We start from the raw sequence: 17,265 nt of genomic DNA on the forward strand, positions 1-17,265 counted from the left end.
GCCACCGGAGTACGCCGAGCGCAGGGTGGAGCTGCTGGTGGACCGGCTCGCCATGGTCTGACACACCGCCCCAGCGGGCACGCAACCGGGGTCCCGGACCCCGGTTGCGTGCCTCCGGCATTGCTTCCGGTCACTCGCGCCCACACGGCGCAGCCGCAGACCGCCGGGCCCCGTACCCCAGACGGGCAGCCGCCCCGCAAGCTGCGATGCTCATTGATCACGACCCGATACGCGCCCAAGCGGTGCGTGTACAGGGCATGCGACCGGGTTACGGCCGTCGCCCGGTTGAGGAGGTACGTGAGGTTGATCGGGTGAACCCTGAGATCGCGGAGCTGACCGCTGCCACACGGTGCGCCAGATCGTCGGCGGGGATGTCGATGAGTTCGTAGCCGAACGCACGGTAGCTCTGTTCGTGGACCTTCTCGAAGACGAGCGACTCCTGGAAGCTGATCCGCCGGGCACTGGTGGGCTCGCAGAAACCCAGATTTCGGACGAAGAGCACCTGACGCTCGTAGATCTCCCCGGCGGTGATCCGCTCGATCTCGGCAGTCAGTGCCCGGGACACCGGCCGGCCCAGGTAGGTGGCCAGCGCGTGTGTGCAGATCGGCGACCGGTCGAAAACCTGGACAGCGCCCTTGACGGGGCCCTCCAACTGCCGCTCCCTCTGCAGCTCGACGACCTCATCGACAAAGCTCGCCCGCGTCCACGGCTCCTCCTCGCCCCGGGCCTGCGCCCGTGCGATGACCGCGGTCGCCGCCTCCTCCACGACCCCGTGGCCGAGCTCGGCCAGACACCGCAGGATCGAGGTCTTGCCCGCGCCGGGCGTACCGGTAAGAACGTATCGCCGCATATTGGGGAAGCCTTTCGTTGCCGTGGGGCCGCGTCTCCCCTCACAGAAGCTTGTGGGAGCGCTCCCAACTGGGCAGGATACGGCGATGACTTCAGCACCCGCCATACGTCCTTACCGGCCCGCCGACCGCCTGGCCCTGGACGACATCTGCATCCGCACCGCCCACGTCGGCCAGGACAGCCGCCCCCACTACGCCGACCCCGGCATCTTCCCGGCGATCTTCGCGGCCCCGTATGTCCATCTGGAGCCGGACCTGGCCTTCGTGCTGGACGACGGACATGGACAAGCCGTCGGCTACATCCTCGGCACCGGGGACACGCCCCGTTTCGTCGAGGACTACCGGGCGAAGTGGCTGCCACTGGTCGCCGAGCGGTACCCGGAGCCGAAGGGCCCGGCCCGCACCCCCGATGACGAGATCGTCCCCCTGCTCCACCACCCCGAACGCATGCTCGTCCCGGAGGTCGCCGCCCACCCCGCGCACCTCCACATCGACCTGCTCCCCGACTGGCAGGGGCGAGGCCACGGGCGGGCCCTGATGGAGACCTTCCTCGACGCCCTGCGCACGAAGGCCGTACCGGGCGTGCACCTCTCCATGCTCACCGCCAACACCCCCGCCCGGGCCTTCTACGACCGCCTCGGCTTCCACGAGATCGAGGTGCCGGGCGCCGATCCGGGCGTCACCTATCTCGGACGTGAGGCAGCGAACAACAGAAACTAGCCATGTACCGTATCCACCGTGAGCGACGCACCGAAGGCCCCCGCCCCGAAGGCCCCCTCCCCCACCCCCGGCTACCTCGTCTGGCGCCTCGCGAACAAGTGGCGTACCGCCGTCGACCAAGCCCTCGCGCCCCTGAACCTGACGCACGCGCAGTACGTGCTGTTGGCCTCGCTCAGTGGGATGGAGCGATCCGGTCGGCAGCCGAGTCAGCGGGAGCTGGCCGACTACACGGGGCTCGAGGCGCTGTACGTGTCGAAACTGGCGCGTTCGCTGGAGGCGGCCGAGCTGATCCGGCGTACCCGGGATGCCGAGGACACCCGGGTCGTGCGCCTGGCGCTCACCGACGAGGGCCGTCAAGCCGTGCGGCCTGCCATCGACGCCGTACAGGTGCTGCTCGACCAGTTGCTCATCCCGCTCGGCGGGCTGGACGACCGGCGGACCGACGACTTCAAGCGCACCCTGACTCAACTCCTCGACACGCCACTGGGCTAAGACACGGGCTGAAACGAGAAAGGCCGGTGAGGGCGCCCCGTCCCCACGGAACCCTCACCGGCCGGTCAAGCGGCGCAAGCCGCGCGCGTCAGACGCGCACCAGCTTCCGGTCCTCGTCCGGATCCGCGTCCTTGAGGTCGTCCAGCGTGCGCAGGCCCTCGCCCTCCACGTCGACATTCGGCAGGGCGCGGTCCAGCCACTTCGGCAGCCACCAGGCCTTCTTGCCGAGGAGCGCGAGCACCGCCGGGACGATCGCCATGCGGACCACGAACGCGTCGAAGAAGACGGCGATCGCGAGGCCGAAGCCGATCATCTTGATCATCGACTCGCTGGAGCTGATGAAGCCGCCGAAGACGGCCATCATGATGACCGCGGCGGCGGCGACGACCCGGGCACTGTGCCGGAAGCCGGTCACGATGGACTGGCTCGGCGACTCGCCGTGGACGTACGCCTCCCGCATGCGGGTCACGAGGAAGACCTCGTAGTCCATCGCGAGACCGAAGACCACGCCGACCATGAAGATCGGCATCATCGACATGATGGGGCCGGTCTCCTCGACGCCGATCAGGCCGCCGAGCCAGCCCCACTGGAAGACCGCGACCACGGCACCGAGCGCGGCGAGCACGCTGAGCAGGAAGCCGAGGGCCGCCTTCAGCGGGACCAGGATGGAGCGGAAGACCACGATGAGGAGGAGGAAGGCGAGGCCCACCACCAGGGCGAGGTAGGGGATCAGGGCGTCGGTGAGCTTCTGCGAGAAGTCGATGTTCATCGCGGTGGTGCCGGTGACCAGGACCTTCGCGCCCGTGTCGGCCTTGACGTCGGTGCCCTGGTCACGGATGGCGTGCACCAGGTCCTCGGTCTGGACGGAGGAGGGCTTGGAGTCCGGGATGACGGTGATCGTCGCGGTGTCGCCGGCCTTGTTGAACGCCGCCGGGGTCACCGTCACGACGTCCCCCAGACCCTTGATCCCGTCGGTGACCGTGGTGGCCGCCGCCTTGGGGTCGTCGCTGCCCTTGGCGTCGACCACGATCATCAGGGGGCCGTTGAAGCCGGGGCCGAAGCCCTCCGACAGCAGGTCGTACGCCCGACGCTGCGTCGTGGACGTCGGCTGCGAGCCGTCGTCGGGCAGACCCAGCTCCAGCTGGGTGGCCGGAACGGCGATCGCGCCCAGACCGACCACGCCGAGCAGCAGCACGGCGACCGGACGGCGGATGACGAAGCTCGCCCAGCGGGTGCCCATGCCGGGCTTGGCCTGCGCCTCGGTCTTCGCGGGCGCCTCGGACGTGTTGCCGCCACGCCGCTTGCGCTTCGCGCCCGTCGGCCGGACCTTCCTGCCCGCGTATCCGAGCAGCGCCGGGATCATGGTCAGGGCGATGAGGACGGCGACGACGACCGTGCCCGCCGCCGCGAGGCCCATCTTGGTCAGCATGGGGACGCCGACGACCGAGAGACCCGCCAGGGCGATCACGACCGTGAGTCCCGCGAAGACCACCGCCGAGCCGGCGGTGCCGGTGGCCCGGCCTGCCGCCTCCTCGCGGTCACGGCCCTCGGCCAGCTCGCCCCGGTAGCGGGAGACGATGAACAGCGCGTAGTCGATGCCGACCGCGAGGCCGATCATCAAGGCGAGCGTGGAGGTGGTGTCGCCGAGGTCCAGTGCCTTGGCGAGGGCGGTGATGGTGGAGACGCCGATGCCGACGCCGATGATCGCCGTGAGCAGCGGCAGTCCGGCCGCGACCAGCGAGCCCAGGGTGACGACGAGGACGACCGCGGCGAGGGCGAGACCGACGACCTCGCCCGCCGCCCCCGGCTCGGCCGCCGCCTGCAGGGCGTCGCCTCCGACGTCGACAGTCAGCCCGGTGGCCCGTGCCTCGTCCGCGGCCGCCTCGAGGGCGTCCCGGGTCGCGTCCTTCAGCTCCATGCCGGGGGCGTCGTACTTCACCGACGTGTAGGCGACTGTGCCGTCCTTGCTGACGGCGTTCGTCGTGTACGGGTCGGTGACGGAGACGACTTCGGAGCCGTCGCCCAGTTCCTTGACGGTCTTCGCGACGGTCGCCTTGTTGTCGGCGTCCGTCATCTTCTGGCCCTCGGGCGCCTTGAAGACGATGCGCCCGGTCGCTCCGTCGGCGCTGGCGCCGGGGAAACGCTGCTCCAGCAGGTCGAAGGCCTTCTGCGCCTCGGTGCCGGGGATGGAGAAGGAGGTGGAGCCCGCGGAGGGGGCGCTGGCCGCGCCGACGCCCGCGAGCGTCAGCAGGGCGACCCATATCAGGGCGACGAAATGCCGTCGCCGGAAGGCGAGCCGGCCGAGTTTGTAGAGGAACGTGGCCACGAGGGCGTACTCCCGGTCAGGTCGTGTGTTGTGCAGGGAAGGGGTGATCGGCCCGGTGGGTGGCAGGCGTGATCGTCCCGACGACTTGAGCGGTGACGTCAGGTGGTGACTGCGGGGAGGTCTCAGGTGGTGTGGACGCCGAGGGCAGGGAGGACGACGGCGTCGATGTACGAAAGCAGGAAGGACTGCGTCGGCGGCTGCTCGTCGATCAGCGTGCGCGCGGCGAACGCTCCGATCATCATGTGCATCATGTACTCGGCCGCCGGGTTGTCCGCACGGACCTCGCCCCGGTCGACCGCCCGCTGCAGCACCCGCTTGAACTCCGCCATCTCCGGCTCGATGAGGTGTTCCTTGAACGCCTTCAGGAGGTCCGGGTTGTCGTGGACGGCCATGGCCAGGCCCCGCATCAGCGCGGAGTTCTGTTCCATCTGGCAGTCGTCCGAACGCAACGTGAGGGCGTGCAGGTCGCCCCTGAGCGTCCCGGTGTCGATGTCGGGGAGGGAACCACCCGGCTTGTTGTGCCGCACGGCCTTCGCGACCAGCTCAGGCTTGCCGCCCCACTGGCGGTAGAGGGTCGCCTTGCTGGATCGCGTACGGGCGGCCACGGCGTCCATGGTGAGGGCGTCGTAGCCGACTTCCCGGAGCAGGTCGAGCACGGCCGCGTACAGCTCGGCCTCGCGCTCGGGCGTGATCCGACTGCGACGCACCGTTGCAGTCTCAGTCATGACTCTCACCTTCCCGGCTCCGAACGACACGGTTTCGTACGGACACAAATGTAGCGCACCTTCGAGCGAAACGAAACTGTTTCGTTCGTCTCCAGGGTGGGCGCCCCGCTTCCGCCTGGATTTGTCATAAGTTGCCCTGGCCCATTCTCGGGAAAAGCATGGGGAGGTGAGCTATCTGCGCCTTCCGCATCTGAGCGGCGATCTGCTGTGCTTCGTGGCCGAGGACGACCTCTGGCTGGCGCCCCTCGACGGTCCCGGCCGCGCCTGGCGGCTCACCGTCGACCGCACCAAGCTCGGCCACCCCCGCTTCTCGCCCGACGGCCGCCATCTCGCGTACACGAGCTGGCGCAGTCTGGTCCCGGAGATCCATCTGGTGCCGGTGGACGGCGGGCCGGGCCGGCAGCTCACCCACTGGGGGTCGGCCGACACCCAGGTCTGCGGCTGGACCCCGAACGGGACGATCCTCGCCGTCGCCTCGCACGGCGAGCCCTTCACGTACTTCACCTGGGCGTACAAGGTCGATCCCGACGGCGATCCCGGCCGCAAGCTGCCCTGGGGCCCGGTCTCCGACATCCAGGTCGCCGACCTCGACGGCGAGCGCAAGACCCTGCTCCTCACCGGCACCCCGCCCCACGAACCGGCCGCCTGGAAGCGCTACCGCGGCGGGGCGATGGGCAGGCTGTGGCTGCACGGGGAGCAGTTGCTGGCCGATCTTCAGGGCCATCTGCACTCCCCCATGTTCGTCGGCGGCCGGATCGCGTTCCTCTCCGACCACGAGGGCATCGGCAACCTCTACTCGTGCGCGTACGACGGCTCCGACCTGCGCCGCCACACCGACCACGACGCCTTCTACGCCCGGCACGCGGCGAGCGACGGCACCCGGGTGGTGTACCAGTGCGCGGGCGACCTGTGGATCGTCGACGACCTCGCCGCGGACTCGGTGCCCCGCCGGCTCGACGTACGGCTGAGCGGGCCGCGCGCCGGACGCCGTACGTACCAGGTTCCGGCCACCCGGCACCTGGATGGCATCTCGGTCGACGAGACGGGCCGGGCGAGCGCCGTGGTCGTGCGCGGCAGCCTGTACTGGCTCACCCATCGCGACGGTCCCGCCCGCGCCATCACCGACACCCCGGGCGTACGGGTCCGGCTCCCGGAGATGCTCGGCCCGGTCGGCCAGGTCGCGTACGTGACGGACGCGGAGGGCGAGGACGCCATCGAGGTCGCCTACCTGCCGAGGGCGACCGGGGACCGTGGGCCCCGGCGGCTGGCGTCCGGCGCGCTGGGGCGGGTGCTGGATCTGGTCTCCGACCCGCAGGGGGAGCGCCTCGCCATCGCCTCGCACGACGGACGGCTGCTGCTCATCGACGCGACAGAGGCCTCCGAGGACTCCGAGGACTCCGACGGCCAGGTGACCGAGCTGATCCGCTCGGTCAACGGGCCGGTGCGCGAGCTCGCCTTCTCGCCGGACGGGGCGTGGCTGACGTGGTCGCATCCGGGGATCGGGCGCTCGCTGCGGCAGATCAAGATGGCGCGGATGAAGGACCGCCTGATCGTCGACGTGACCAACGGCCGCTTCGAGGACGAGAATCCGGTGTTCACCAGGGACGGCCGCTATCTGGCGTTCCTGTCGTGGCGCGGCTTCGATCCCGTCTACGACGTCCACACCGGCGACCTGTCCTTCCCGCTGGGCTGCCGCCCCTACCTGGTCCCCCTGTCCTCCGCCACCCCCTCCCCCTTCGCGCTGAACCCGGAGGGCCGGCCGGCCGCCGGGGGCCTGGACCCGGTCGAGGAGGACGAGGGCGGCGACGGCACGGTGACCGTCGAGGTGGAGGGCCTGGAGAGCAGGGTGACGCCCTTCCCGGTCACCGCCTCCAAGTACTCGGCGCTGTACCCGGTCGCGGGCGGCGGGCTGGTCTGGTTGCGCTGGCCGATCTCGGGCGCGCTGGGCGAGACGTTCGCCAACCCGGACGACACCAGCGGCCGGCCGACCCTGGAGTTCTTCAACATCACCAAGGCGAAGAAGACCGAACTCGTCGAGCACCTGGACTGGTTCGCGGTCAGCGGCGACGGTTCGCGACTGGTCGTCGTGGACGAGGGAGACCTGCGGGCGGTGCCGTCCAACGAGATCGGTGACGTGGACTCGACGGTCTGGATCGACTCCCGCCGCATCCTGCACCAGGTCGACCCGGCCGCCGAGTGGCGTCAGGCGTACGACGAAGCCGGGCGGCTCATCCGGGCCTACTTCTGGGACCCCGGCATGTGCGGCATCGACTGGGACGCGGTGCTCGACCAGTACCGCCCGCTGGTCGAACGGGTCGCGTCCCCCGACGAGTTCGCCGACCTCCTGCGCGAGGTGCTCGGCGAGCTCGGCACCTCCCACGCCTACGTCACCGCCGCCCGCCGCAACGAGGGCCCCGCCCACTACCAGCGCCGACAGGGTCTCCTCGGCGCCAACTTCGTCCGCCGGGACGAGGGTTGGATGGTCAAGCGGATCCTGCCCGGCGATTCCTCCGACTCCAAGGCACGTTCACCGCTGGCCGGCACCGGCATCCGGGAGGGCGCGGTGCTCACCCACGTGGACGGCCGCCCGGTGGATCCGCTGACCGGGCCGTACCCGCTGCTCGCCGGGGCGGGCGGTACGACGGTGGAGCTGACGTTCACACCGGCGGAGGGCGAGGGAGGGGCGCGGCGCGTGGCGGTCGTACCGCTCCTCGACGAGCGCCCCCTGCGCTACCAGGACTGGGTGGCCAAACGCCGGGCCGTCGTACGGGAGTTGAGCGGCGGACGCTGCGGCTATCTGCACATCCCCGACATGGGTGGTTCGGGCTGGGCCCAGTTCAACCGCGACCTGCGCATGGAGGTCTCCCGGCCCGCCCTGCTCGTGGACGTACGCGGCAACGCCGGCGGCCACATCAGCGAACTGGTCGTGGAAACGCTGACCCGCCGGATCCTGGGCTGGGACCTGACACGCGACGCCCAGCCGGTGTCGTACGCCTCCAACGCCCCGCGCGGCCCGGTGGTCGCGCTCGCCGACGAGGCGACCTCCTCGGACGGCGACATGATCACGGCGGCTTTCAAACTCCTCAAGCTCGGGCCGGTCGTCGGTCAACGCACCTGGGGTGGAGTCGTCGGCATGACCGGCCGCCACCAACTCGGCGACGGCACGGTGATCACCGTGCCGATGAACGCGGCCTGGTTCGACGCGTACGGCTGGTCCGTCGAAAACCACGGCGTCACTCCCGACCTGGAAATCCAACGCACCCCCCTGGACTGGGCGGAGGGCCGCCACGCCCAACTGGACGACGCGGTGAAACTCGCCCTGGACCTCCTGGAAACCAACTCCCCCGCAACACCCCCGAACTACTCGAACGTCCCAAACCGCTCAAGGCCAAACCTCCCCCCACGCCTCTGATTGGGGCGGGCTGACCGACCTAGGGGCGCGGGGAACTGCGCGACCAGCCCCCACCGCCCCGCACCCAACAACGCACCAGACAACGAACCCGCCAACGCAAGCAAAACGTGGGGCACCCTCCCAAAAGAAGGGCACCCCACGTCAGCGGCTAAAGCCAAGCGCAGCGGCTACGCGTCGTAGTCCTGAGCGAACCGGTCCTCTTCCTCACGCCGCATCCGCTCCGTCTCCTCGTCCCGCTCGCGCATGGGGTCCTGCCCCTGACGGCCACGCTCCTGGCCAGGCTCACCGCGCTCACCGCGCTCCCGCACCTGCTGCGCCTTCTCCTTGGCCTGCTCCTGCCGCTGCTCCGACTTGTCCTGGAACTTGTCCTTCATACCCATGTGGGTTCACTCCCGTGGTGGGTGGTTTCTGGGGCCCCTCGGCGGGACCTCGACCAGATTCACACGGGCGGTCACTGTGCGCATGTCGATCAGTCACGGTGGGTAGCGCGGGCCTCCTCATCGGCCGCCCCACCTGCACCGACGAGCCCGGTCCGCATGCCCTCCAGCCGGGTGGCGAACCGCCGCATCTCCCGCTGTCCGACGGTCCCGATGACCGCGGGCAGATACCCGCGCACCCCCTGCATCCCGCGCAGCCACCACTGGCCGTACACATGGCTCGACCGCCGCTCGATCCCGGCCACGATCCGGTCCACCGCCGGCCCCAGCGGATACGTCTTGTTGGACGGCCACGGCAGCCGCTGCCGCAACTCCCGCATCACCTCGTCCTGATCGGCGCCCCGCACCATGTCGGTGTCGGTCCAGGACAGGTACCCGACGCCCACCCGCACGCCCCGGTACCCGACTTCGGCACGCAGGCTGTGCGCGTACGCCTCCACGCCCGACTTGGACGCGCAGTACGCGGTCATCATCGGCGCCGGCGTGATGGCGGCCAGGGAGGCGATCTGGAGCAGATAACCCCGGCTCTCCATCAGCACCGGCAGGAAGGCCCGGGCGGTGACCGCCGAGCCGATCAGGTTGACCTCGATCACCCGCCGCCAGGCCACGGGATCGGAGTCGACGAAGGGACCGCCGGTGGCGACGCCCGCGTTGGCGACGACGATGTCGACCTTGCCGAACCGCTCCTTGACCTGCTGGGCGACCCGGGTCATCGCCTCGTGGTCGGTGACGTCGGCGCACCAGTGGGCGCTGTCGCCGTGCAACCGCCCGGCGACCTGCTTGAGCTCGTCCGGCTCCAGCCCGACCAGCGCCACCTTCGCCCCGCGCGCGGACAGCTTGCGGGCCAGCAGCTCCCCCACCCCCCGCGCGGCTCCGGTGACGACGGCGACCTGTCCTTCGAGGCTGACCCTGGTCATGCACCCTCCCTGATCTGCGCGTACGTCGTGGCGAGTGCACGGATCTTCCCGGTGACCGGCTCGGGCGCCTCGACCGGTGTCATGTGGCCGATGCCGGGCAGTTCGGCGAGGTCCAGGCAGTGGGGCAGCGCGGCGGCCAGCGAGCGGGCCTGCACCGGGGGCGTCAGCCGGTCGGCCGAGCCGACCAGGACGGCCGTCGGCACCCTCAACTCCCGTACGCCGTGGTCGAGATCGAGCAGGCCGAGCACCTGTGACCAGGCGTGCCGCACCTTGCGCGGGCAGGCGTGCACGATACGGGCGCACGCCTCGACCATGTGCGGGGCCGAATCGGCGCCCATGGTGGCGTACTTGAGGATCCGCCGGGCGAGCGACGTGACCGGTCCGAGCGGGGCGCGCGAGCCGAGGATCCGCTTGGTCAGCGCGGTGCGCAGCCGGCCGGCCCGGATGGGTACCACCAGCGACTCGTCGACCAGCCGCGACGAGCCCGTGCTGCACAGCAGTACGGCCGCCGCGTGCTCCCGGAATCCGGCCCGCCCGGCTGCGGCCAGCACCGTCATCCCGCCCATGGAGTGACCGGCGATCACGGCCTTCTCGCCGGGTGCGAGGGTCGCTTGCAGTACGGCTTCGAGGTCGTCGGCGAGTGCGTCCGTGGTGCAGGCGGGGCTCGCCGGGCTGCGTCCGTGGCCGCGTTGGTCGTAGGCGATGACCCGGTGGTCGGCGGACAGGTCCCGAATCTGCGCCGCCCAGAAGGCAGTCGAGCAGGTCCAGCCGTGGGCGAGGACGACGGCGGGCGCACCCTCGGGTCCGTGCACCTCGACGTGCAAGCGGGCGCCGTCGGCGGAGACGGCGGTGAGTACGCGGGCGGGGACGGGTGGGGCGTAGGGGCCGGAGGAGACGTGGAGAAGGCGGCTCATGCGCTGACCTCGGCCTTCTTCACGGCGGACACGCGCAGCACCTCGTACTCGCTCAGCTCCACCCGCCGCGTCGCACGCCGGAACTCGGTCGTGGTTCCCGGCCAGATGGTGGTGTTGCGGCCGTTCGCGTCCAGGTACCAGCTGTCGCAGCCGGTGTTCCACACCGTGCGCTTCATGCGCTCCTGGACCCGCCGGTTCCACGCGTGCAGGGCGCTCGGGCGGGCGTCGAGGGCGACCCGGCCACCGAGGACGCCCAACTGCCGTACGAAGTCGGCCATGTAGTTCAGCTGCGACTCGATGATCAGGATCATGGACGAGTTCCCGAGGCCCGTGTTGGGCCCGATGACCGTCATCCAGTTGGGGAATCCGGGGACCGAGGCACCCCGCAGCGCCGCCATCCCCTCCCCTGCCGCCCAGGCCTCGGCGAGCGTACGGCCGTTCGCGCCCACCACCCGGTCGGCGATCGGCATGTCGCTGACGTAGAAGCCCGTACCGAAGACGATCGCGTCGGCCTCGGCCTCGGTGCCGTCGGCGGCGACGAGGGTCGAGCCGCGGACCTCGCTCAGACCGCTCGCGACGACGTCCACATTGGGCCTGGCGAGCGCCGGGTAGTACTCGCTCGACAGCAGGATCCGCTTGCATCCGATGCGGTAGTCGGGCGTCAGCCTGGCGCGCAGGGCCGGGTCCTTGATGGAGCGGGCCATGTTGCGCTTGGCCACCGTCTCGACCAGGCCCAGTTCGTCGGGGCGCTTGGTGAACAGCTGGACCTGCAACTCCCGGATGCCCCACAGGAGTCCGCGCCTGAGCTGTGTGGTGAGGGGCAGCCGCCTGTGCAGCTCGCGCTCGGCCCCGGTGATCGCCCGGTCGACGCGGGGCAGCACCCAGGGCGGGGTGCGCTGGAAGAGGGTGAGCCTCTCGGCGAGGGGCTGGACGGCCGGCACGATCTGGATCGCGGAGGCACCGGTGCCGACCATGGCGACCCGCTTGCCGCGCAGGTCGTAGTCGTGGTCCCAGCGAGCGGAGTGGAAGATCTTGCCGGGGAAGGTGTCGAGCCCCGGGATGTCCGGGATGCGCGGGTCGGACAGCGGTCCGGTGGCGGAGACGACGAAGTCGGCGGAGAGCGAGCCGCTGCTGGTCTCGATGTCCCAGCGAAGCTTCCCGCTGTCCCAGGTCATCATCTTCACTTCGGAGTCGAAGCGGATGTGCGGGCGGAGCCGGAAGACGTCCGCCACGTGCTCCAGGTAGGCGCGGATGTGCTGCTGCCCGGAGAAGGTGCGCGGCCAGTCGGGGTTGGGCGCGAAGGAGAACGAGTACAGGTGGGAGGGCACGTCACAGGCGCATCCCGGATAGGTGTTGTCCCGCCAGGTCCCGCCGACACTGTCGGCCCGCTCCAGGACCACGAAGTCGGTGACACCCTCGCGCCGCAGCCGTACGGCGGCCCCGAGCCCGCCGAACCCCGACCCGATCACCGCCACCCGTACGTGTTCGTGCTCGTGCTCGGCCATCCCGAAGCCTCCACGCGTCGCTTGACCATGCCAGTGAACACTGGCGCAATGGGGAGAGTAGAGCAGCCGCGTACTCGTGGGTAGGGGGCAGTCGAGGAAAGTTACCTCAGGTACGACATAGGGTGCGGGCGTGGCAGACAAGCGTGAATACCGCATGGAGGAGCTGGCCAGGCAGGCCGGGATCACGGTGCGCACCCTGCGCTTCTACCGCGAACGCAAGCTGATCCACCCACCGCGCCGCCAGGGCCGTATCGCCTGGTACGACGACAGCCACCTGGCCCGCCTGCGCACCATCTCCGCGCTGCTGGAACGCGGCCACACCCTGAGCGGCATCGCCGAACTGGCGGAAGCCCTCGACCACGGCCGCGACGTCGCCGAACTCCTCGGCGTGGACGCCCCCACCGAGGAGGAACCGGTCCGCCTCACCCCCGAGGAACTCGCCGCCCGCTTCGAGGGCGAGGTCACCCCAGAGAACCTCGCCGCCGCCCTGGAACTCGGCTACCTCGGCACCGACGGCGACGAGATCGTCCACATCAGCCGCCGCCTCCTGGACGTCTCCTCGGCCCTGGTCCGCGAGGGCATCCCGCTGGCGGAGGTCCTGGCTACGGGCAAACGCGTCCGCGAACACGTCGACGCCCTCGCCGAACTCTTCGACGACCTGGTCCTGCGCCACGCCCCCGAGGAAGACCGCCAACGACTGCGCCCCCTTGCGCGGAGCGTGGTCGAGGCGGAGCTGTCACTGGCGCTGGACCGGCGGTTGCGGAAGCGGGACTGATACGCCAGTTGTGCGGCTGGAGTATCAGAGGTCGTACACGACGGTGACCGGCGCGTGGTCGGACCACCGCTCGGCGTGCGTGGCCGCGCGCTCGACGTAGCCCTTGACCGCCTTGGCGGCGAGGCCGGGCGTCGCCACCTGGTAGTCGATGCGCCAACCCGTGTCGTTGTCGAAGGCCCTCCCCCGGTACGACCACCACGTGTAGGGCCCCTCGACGTCCGGATGCAGCGCCCGCACGACGTCGACGTACCCGCCCTCCGCCGGGTCGAAGACCCGGGTCAGCCACTCCCGCTCCTCGGGCAGGAACCCGGAGCTCTTCTGGTTCCCCCGCCAGTTCTTGAGGTCGGCCTGCTGGTGGGCGATGTTCCAGTCGCCGCAGACGACGACCTCGCGACCGTCGGCGGCGGCGCGTTCGCGCAGGTCCTTCAGGTGGGCGAGGAACTCGCCCATGAAGCGGACCTTCTCGTCCTGCCGCACGGTGCCGACCTCGCCGGAGGGCAGGTAGAGGGAGGCGACGGTGACGCCGGGCAGGTCGGCCTCGACGTAGCGACCGCTGCCGTCGAACTCGGCCGAGCCGAAACCGACCCGGACGCGGTCGGGCTCGCGGCGCGTGTAGAGGGAGACGCCGGCGCGGCCCTTCGCGGAGGCGGGCGCGTGCACGACGTGCCAGCCGTCGGGCGTACGGACGTGCTCGGGCAGCTGCTGCGGCTCCGCGCGCACCTCCTGGAGGCAGATCACGTCGGCGGAGGTCTCCGCGAGCCACTCCACGAAGCCCTTCTTCGCGGCGGCGCGCAGTCCGTTCACATTGGCGGAAGTCACAGTGAGCACCCCGGCACGATACCGGCACACTGGATCGAGTCCCGCCCCTGAATGGATTGCATACGGTGATCAGCATCAACCTACGTCGCGTCCCCTTCGACCACCCCGACGCCGTCAAGCTCAACGACCAGGTTCAGGCCGAGTACCACCTGCGCTACGGCGACGGCGGCGACGCCACGCCCCTGGACCCGTCGGACTTCGACCCGCCGAACGGCGTCTACCTCATCGCGTACGACGAGAACGACACCCCGGTCGCCACGGGCGGCTGGCGCTCCCAGGACACCAACGGGGAGGGCAACCTCGACGGCGACGCCGAGGTCAAGCGGATGTACGTCATAGACGCGATGCGCGGCCGCGGCCTGGCCCGCCGCATGCTGGCCTCCCTGGAGGAGGACGCCCGCGCGGCCGGCCGCAGACGCATGGTCCTGGAGACCGGCACCGAACAGCCGGAGGCCATCGGCCTCTACACGTCCAGCGGATACGAGCCGTGCGCCAAGTTCGGCTACTACCGGCACTTCGAGTCGAGCCGGTGCTTCGCCAAACAGCTCTAGGCCGGCGACGGCGTCGACGTCACCCGGCCCCGGCCGCGTCCCGAGCGATCTGCTCGAACCGCGCACCCATGGCCTCGGAAAGGGCACGCGCCGCCGACAGCGGACGGACCATGACCATGAAGTCGTCGATCCTGCCGTCCTCGTCGAAGTGCAGGAAGTCGCAGCCCGTGAGCTGCTTGCCGTCGACGGTCGCGGTGAAGACGAAGGCGTGGTCGCGTCCGTCGGGATTCGCGATCTCCCGCACGTACGTGAAGTCCTCGAAGACCTGCGACACGGCGCGCAGGATCGCGGCGGTGATCGCCTTGCCCTCGTACGGCTTGAAGACGACCGGACTGGTGAAGACGACGTTCTCCGCCAGCAGGGCGGCCACCGCGTCCATGTCGGCGGCTTCGACGGCTTTCCGGAAGGGATGCACGAGAGATCACCTCAAGCACTGGGACGAGTCGAGCCTGTCAAGTCTGATACCCCGGCGATCCTGGACGAGCTGCCAGTGAAGGCCCAGTGCGTCGACGCCGGCGACATCGACGCCGTACGCGCCGCGATCGCCGAACGCGTGGAACGGGCCAAGGCCAAGCCTGGAGTGGGGCGAGCAGCCCTGAGGCGACTGGAACAGCGCGCCTCGACCTCCAACGGGCAAGCCTGAGAGGGCGATTCGCCCGGTGAAACACGAAGACCGCCGACGGCTGTGGCTCGCCTGTCACCGTCCGTCGCCGTTGGTCGGCCTCGGTGGCCCGGGGACGCCCCAGGGACGATCACCGGCCGACTCTGGTCAGTAGAGAATGGAGGGCAGGTACGCGCCGTCGGGCTCGTTGTAGAGACCCATAGTCATCAGGCTCATCAGCTGCACCACGCTGAGGCCGCTCGCCAGACACCACCGCAGCAGCAGGCTGTTACGTGCGGGCACGAGGATGCCGGGTCCGCCGAATGCGGGCGCCGAGGCGATCAAGGCTTGCAGGTCCGGGGTGGTCTCGGCCACGGCGTGCGCGAAGAACGCCAGGTCCGTGGCGTACCCGGTCACGCGCCCTTCGCGCTCGACGACACGGGCCGTGCCCTGTTTGTGTCCTTCGGTGCACGGCACGTACAGAAGACCGCCCCCGTCACTTCATGTTCCGCCCGCTCCGGCCGGGGTGCAAAACGCAAGCTCGGCAAGCACCTCAGCAAGAGAGGTAGTTGCTGTACTTCGCTGCTGTACGACGCAAAAAAGCCCCAGTCGGATCTCTCCGACTGGGGCTCCAAGCTGCGGTGGACCTGAGGGGATTCGAACCCCTGGCCCCCTCGATGCGAACGAGGTGCGCTACCGGACTGCGCCACAGGCCCTTGCAACGAGTGAAACTCTAGCATCCCCGTCCGGGTGCTTGGAAATCCGTTCCCGGCTGGTCAAACCGCCTTGGTCACTCGTTCGCGGCCCGCGGCCGGTCCCCGTCCTCGTACTGGTCGAACAGTGGCGTACGGCCACGCTCGCGGGCGCGACGGGCGGAGGCGGCGCGACGGGCGTCACTGCGCTCGTCGGCCCCCGGTTTGTCCTCCGCGTCGGCGGCCTGTTCCTCCGCTCCCGCGTCCCGCGCACCGGGCCGAGCCTCCTGGTCGGGCGTCGTGACGGCACTGGACCGCGCCGAACTCCACGCGTCCGGCGCTCCGAGATCCACGTCGGAGGTGGCGCGCGGAGCGACCGGCGCCGTCACGTACGTCGGCAGGGGCACCGGCACCGGGTCCCAGCTGTCACCGTGTCCCGGCCGCTGCTGCCGCTCGCGCTGCTGGTCGACCCACTCCGCGTGGTCGGTCTGCTCGACGAGCGCACGCCGGTCCGCGGCGAGTGCCGACATGCCGGGATCCAGCTCCGGCTCGGGGCCTTCGTCCGGCTCCTCGGAGTCGGCGCCCTCGTCGACGGAGGCGCGTCGGCGCGGCTGGCGTGTGCGCTCGCGCAGTCGCTGCGCGGCTGCCTCGGCCTGGCGCCGGTCCATCTGGTAGGCGAAACGTCTGCGCTCCTGGGAGCGCAGGTACGCGATGTACCCGCTGAGCAGCACGGCGGGTACGCCGGGCGCCCACAGGAAGGCGAGCCCTCCCACCGCGGCGACGATGGCGCCGAGCGAGAAGGCCAGGAAGAGCATGACCGTCGTGCGCCGACGGCGCGCGAGCACCTTCGTGCGCCGAGCGCGCGCCGCGGCCGCTTCTTCCTGGGGCGTGCGCCGAGGAACCGGCACTCGCTTCCGCGCGGGCGGCGCGCTCTCGGATGCGCGCGCCGGTTCACGCACCTGTTCGCGTTCATAGTGATCGGGTTCACGGTGATCGTGGTCACGATGATCGCGGTCATGCACCTGCTCGCGCGCCGGTTCGCGTACCTGCTCACGCGCTTCCGAGCGCGCAGGCGCCTGGGCCGTGGCCTGCGCCTGTGGACGGGGCGGAGGCATGGCGAAGGCCCGGACGTCCACCGAGTCGGTGGCCGTTCCCGGGTCCACGGCGCTGGACTCCCCCTCTTCGGTGGAGCGCGCCCGCAGGTCCTTGGCGTATCGGCGCTCCATCCCCGCCCGTCCGGACAGCAACCGGATGGCTGTGCTGAAGCGTTCCGTCGGACGGGCCTCGTTCAGCTCGTCCTGCCTACGGAGCCACATCGGCACCAAGTAGGCGGCCCAGGCCCCGACAATGACTGCGTAGATGAGGCCGCTGCTGCTCACGCCTCACACGGTAGAGGGGTTTGCGTGAGGCCATCTGCCAATTGCGCCGGTGTGTCGCACGATCTGGCTGATATTTCGAGCTTTTTTTGTGACCGATGCGATCAACAGGTCGCCGAGGTAGCGAATTCAATGCCCCAAGGCGGTCATCACCC

The 17,265-nt window shown here is 70.3% G+C and carries 17 protein-coding genes and 1 tRNA gene; 6 read left to right on the plus strand and 12 right to left on the minus strand.

Features of this window, described 5'->3' with window-relative positions; translation table 11 throughout:
• Positions 1-268 precede the first annotated feature (268 nt).
• Positions 269-850: an ATP-binding protein gene (locus tag ACFYO2_RS45035; RefSeq protein ID WP_388362064.1), complete on the minus strand. Its 582-nt coding sequence runs from the start codon at positions 848-850 to the stop codon at positions 269-271.
• 85 nt (positions 851-935) lie between these two features.
• Between ACFYO2_RS45035 and ACFYO2_RS45040 the strand changes: the two genes are divergently transcribed.
• Positions 936-1,568, plus strand: a complete 633-nt coding sequence (locus ACFYO2_RS45040) for a GNAT family N-acetyltransferase (RefSeq protein ID WP_388362066.1) — start codon at positions 936-938, stop codon at positions 1,566-1,568.
• An 18-nt stretch (positions 1,569-1,586) separates the two neighbouring features.
• Complete coding sequence (locus ACFYO2_RS45045) at positions 1,587-2,060, plus strand: MarR family winged helix-turn-helix transcriptional regulator (protein ID WP_388362069.1); 474 nt, start codon at positions 1,587-1,589, stop codon at positions 2,058-2,060.
• Positions 2,061-2,148: 88 nt separating this feature from the next.
• Here the strand turns inward: ACFYO2_RS45045 and ACFYO2_RS45050 are convergent, their stop codons facing one another.
• The gene (locus tag ACFYO2_RS45050; protein WP_388362072.1) at positions 2,149-4,386 is read right to left on the minus strand and encodes an MMPL family transporter; all 2,238 of its coding nucleotides are present in this window, start codon (positions 4,384-4,386) and stop codon (positions 2,149-2,151) included.
• 122 nt (positions 4,387-4,508) lie between these two features.
• Complete coding sequence (locus ACFYO2_RS45055) at positions 4,509-5,111, minus strand: TetR/AcrR family transcriptional regulator (RefSeq protein WP_388362074.1); 603 nt, start codon at positions 5,109-5,111, stop codon at positions 4,509-4,511.
• 166 nt (positions 5,112-5,277) lie between these two features.
• Here ACFYO2_RS45055 and ACFYO2_RS45060 point away from each other — a divergent pair, with 166 nt between their 5' ends.
• Entirely contained in the window at positions 5,278-8,523 is a 3,246-nt protein-coding gene (locus tag ACFYO2_RS45060) for a S41 family peptidase (protein ID WP_388362076.1), read from the plus strand.
• 167 nt (positions 8,524-8,690) lie between these two features.
• On the opposite strand, the gene ACFYO2_RS45065 is transcribed toward ACFYO2_RS45060, so the two are convergent.
• The 4 genes from ACFYO2_RS45065 to ACFYO2_RS45080 all read right to left on the minus strand — a co-directional run bounded on the left by ACFYO2_RS45065 (position 8,691) and on the right by ACFYO2_RS45080 (position 12,296).
• On the minus strand, positions 8,691-8,903 hold the full coding sequence (locus ACFYO2_RS45065) for a hypothetical protein (protein WP_388362078.1): 213 nt from the start codon (positions 8,901-8,903) through the stop codon (positions 8,691-8,693).
• An 89-nt stretch (positions 8,904-8,992) separates the two neighbouring features.
• Positions 8,993-9,877, minus strand: coding sequence for an SDR family oxidoreductase (locus ACFYO2_RS45070; protein WP_388362079.1), 885 nt, complete (start codon positions 9,875-9,877; stop codon positions 8,993-8,995).
• Positions 9,874-10,791 (minus strand): alpha/beta fold hydrolase, encoded by a 918-nt coding sequence (locus ACFYO2_RS45075; protein WP_388362082.1) that lies wholly within the window; start codon positions 10,789-10,791, stop codon positions 9,874-9,876. The genes ACFYO2_RS45070 and ACFYO2_RS45075 overlap by 4 nt, the downstream gene beginning before the upstream one ends.
• Positions 10,788-12,296: a flavin-containing monooxygenase gene (locus ACFYO2_RS45080; RefSeq protein WP_388362085.1), complete on the minus strand. Its 1,509-nt coding sequence runs from the start codon at positions 12,294-12,296 to the stop codon at positions 10,788-10,790. Before ACFYO2_RS45080 ends, ACFYO2_RS45075 begins: the two co-directional genes overlap by 4 nt.
• A gap of 154 nt (positions 12,297-12,450) precedes the next feature.
• On the opposite strand from ACFYO2_RS45080, the gene ACFYO2_RS45085 reads away from it, so the two are divergent.
• Complete coding sequence (locus ACFYO2_RS45085) at positions 12,451-13,071, plus strand: MerR family transcriptional regulator (RefSeq protein WP_388362169.1); 621 nt, start codon at positions 12,451-12,453, stop codon at positions 13,069-13,071.
• Positions 13,072-13,095: 24 nt separating this feature from the next.
• Here ACFYO2_RS45085 and ACFYO2_RS45090 read toward each other — a convergent pair whose 3' ends face one another.
• On the minus strand, positions 13,096-13,899 hold the full coding sequence (locus ACFYO2_RS45090) for an exodeoxyribonuclease III (protein ID WP_388362088.1): 804 nt from the start codon (positions 13,897-13,899) through the stop codon (positions 13,096-13,098).
• A 65-nt stretch (positions 13,900-13,964) separates the two neighbouring features.
• Here ACFYO2_RS45090 and ACFYO2_RS45095 point away from each other — a divergent pair, with 65 nt between their 5' ends.
• Complete coding sequence (locus ACFYO2_RS45095; protein WP_388362172.1) at positions 13,965-14,441, plus strand: GNAT family N-acetyltransferase; 477 nt, start codon at positions 13,965-13,967, stop codon at positions 14,439-14,441.
• Between the two features lie 19 nt (positions 14,442-14,460).
• Here ACFYO2_RS45095 and ACFYO2_RS45100 read toward each other — a convergent pair whose 3' ends face one another.
• Positions 14,461-14,856 (minus strand): nuclear transport factor 2 family protein, encoded by a 396-nt coding sequence (locus ACFYO2_RS45100; RefSeq protein WP_388362091.1) that lies wholly within the window; start codon positions 14,854-14,856, stop codon positions 14,461-14,463.
• Positions 14,857-14,931: 75 nt separating this feature from the next.
• On the opposite strand from ACFYO2_RS45100, the gene ACFYO2_RS45105 reads away from it, so the two are divergent.
• Positions 14,932-15,084 carry a hypothetical protein gene (locus ACFYO2_RS45105; RefSeq protein ID WP_388362093.1) on the plus strand — a complete coding sequence of 51 codons (153 nt, stop codon included), beginning with the start codon at positions 14,932-14,934 and terminating at the stop codon, positions 15,082-15,084.
• A 126-nt stretch (positions 15,085-15,210) separates the two neighbouring features.
• Here the strand turns inward: ACFYO2_RS45105 and ACFYO2_RS45110 are convergent, their stop codons facing one another.
• The 3 genes from ACFYO2_RS45110 to glpR all read right to left on the minus strand — a co-directional run bounded on the left by ACFYO2_RS45110 (position 15,211) and on the right by glpR (position 17,113).
• Positions 15,211-15,519: a hypothetical protein gene (locus ACFYO2_RS45110; protein ID WP_388362095.1), complete on the minus strand. Its 309-nt coding sequence runs from the start codon at positions 15,517-15,519 to the stop codon at positions 15,211-15,213.
• Positions 15,520-15,684: 165 nt separating this feature from the next.
• Positions 15,685-15,758: transfer RNA gene (locus ACFYO2_RS45115), tRNA-Ala, on the minus strand.
• A 74-nt stretch (positions 15,759-15,832) separates the two neighbouring features.
• Positions 15,833-17,113, minus strand: coding sequence for a gephyrin-like molybdotransferase receptor GlpR (gene glpR, locus ACFYO2_RS45120; RefSeq protein WP_388362098.1), 1,281 nt, complete (start codon positions 17,111-17,113; stop codon positions 15,833-15,835).
• Positions 17,114-17,265 lie beyond the last annotated feature (152 nt).

It is taken from the genome of Streptomyces sp. NPDC006602 (genome assembly GCF_042870385.1).
Classification (GTDB): domain Bacteria; phylum Actinomycetota; class Actinomycetes; order Streptomycetales; family Streptomycetaceae; genus Streptomyces.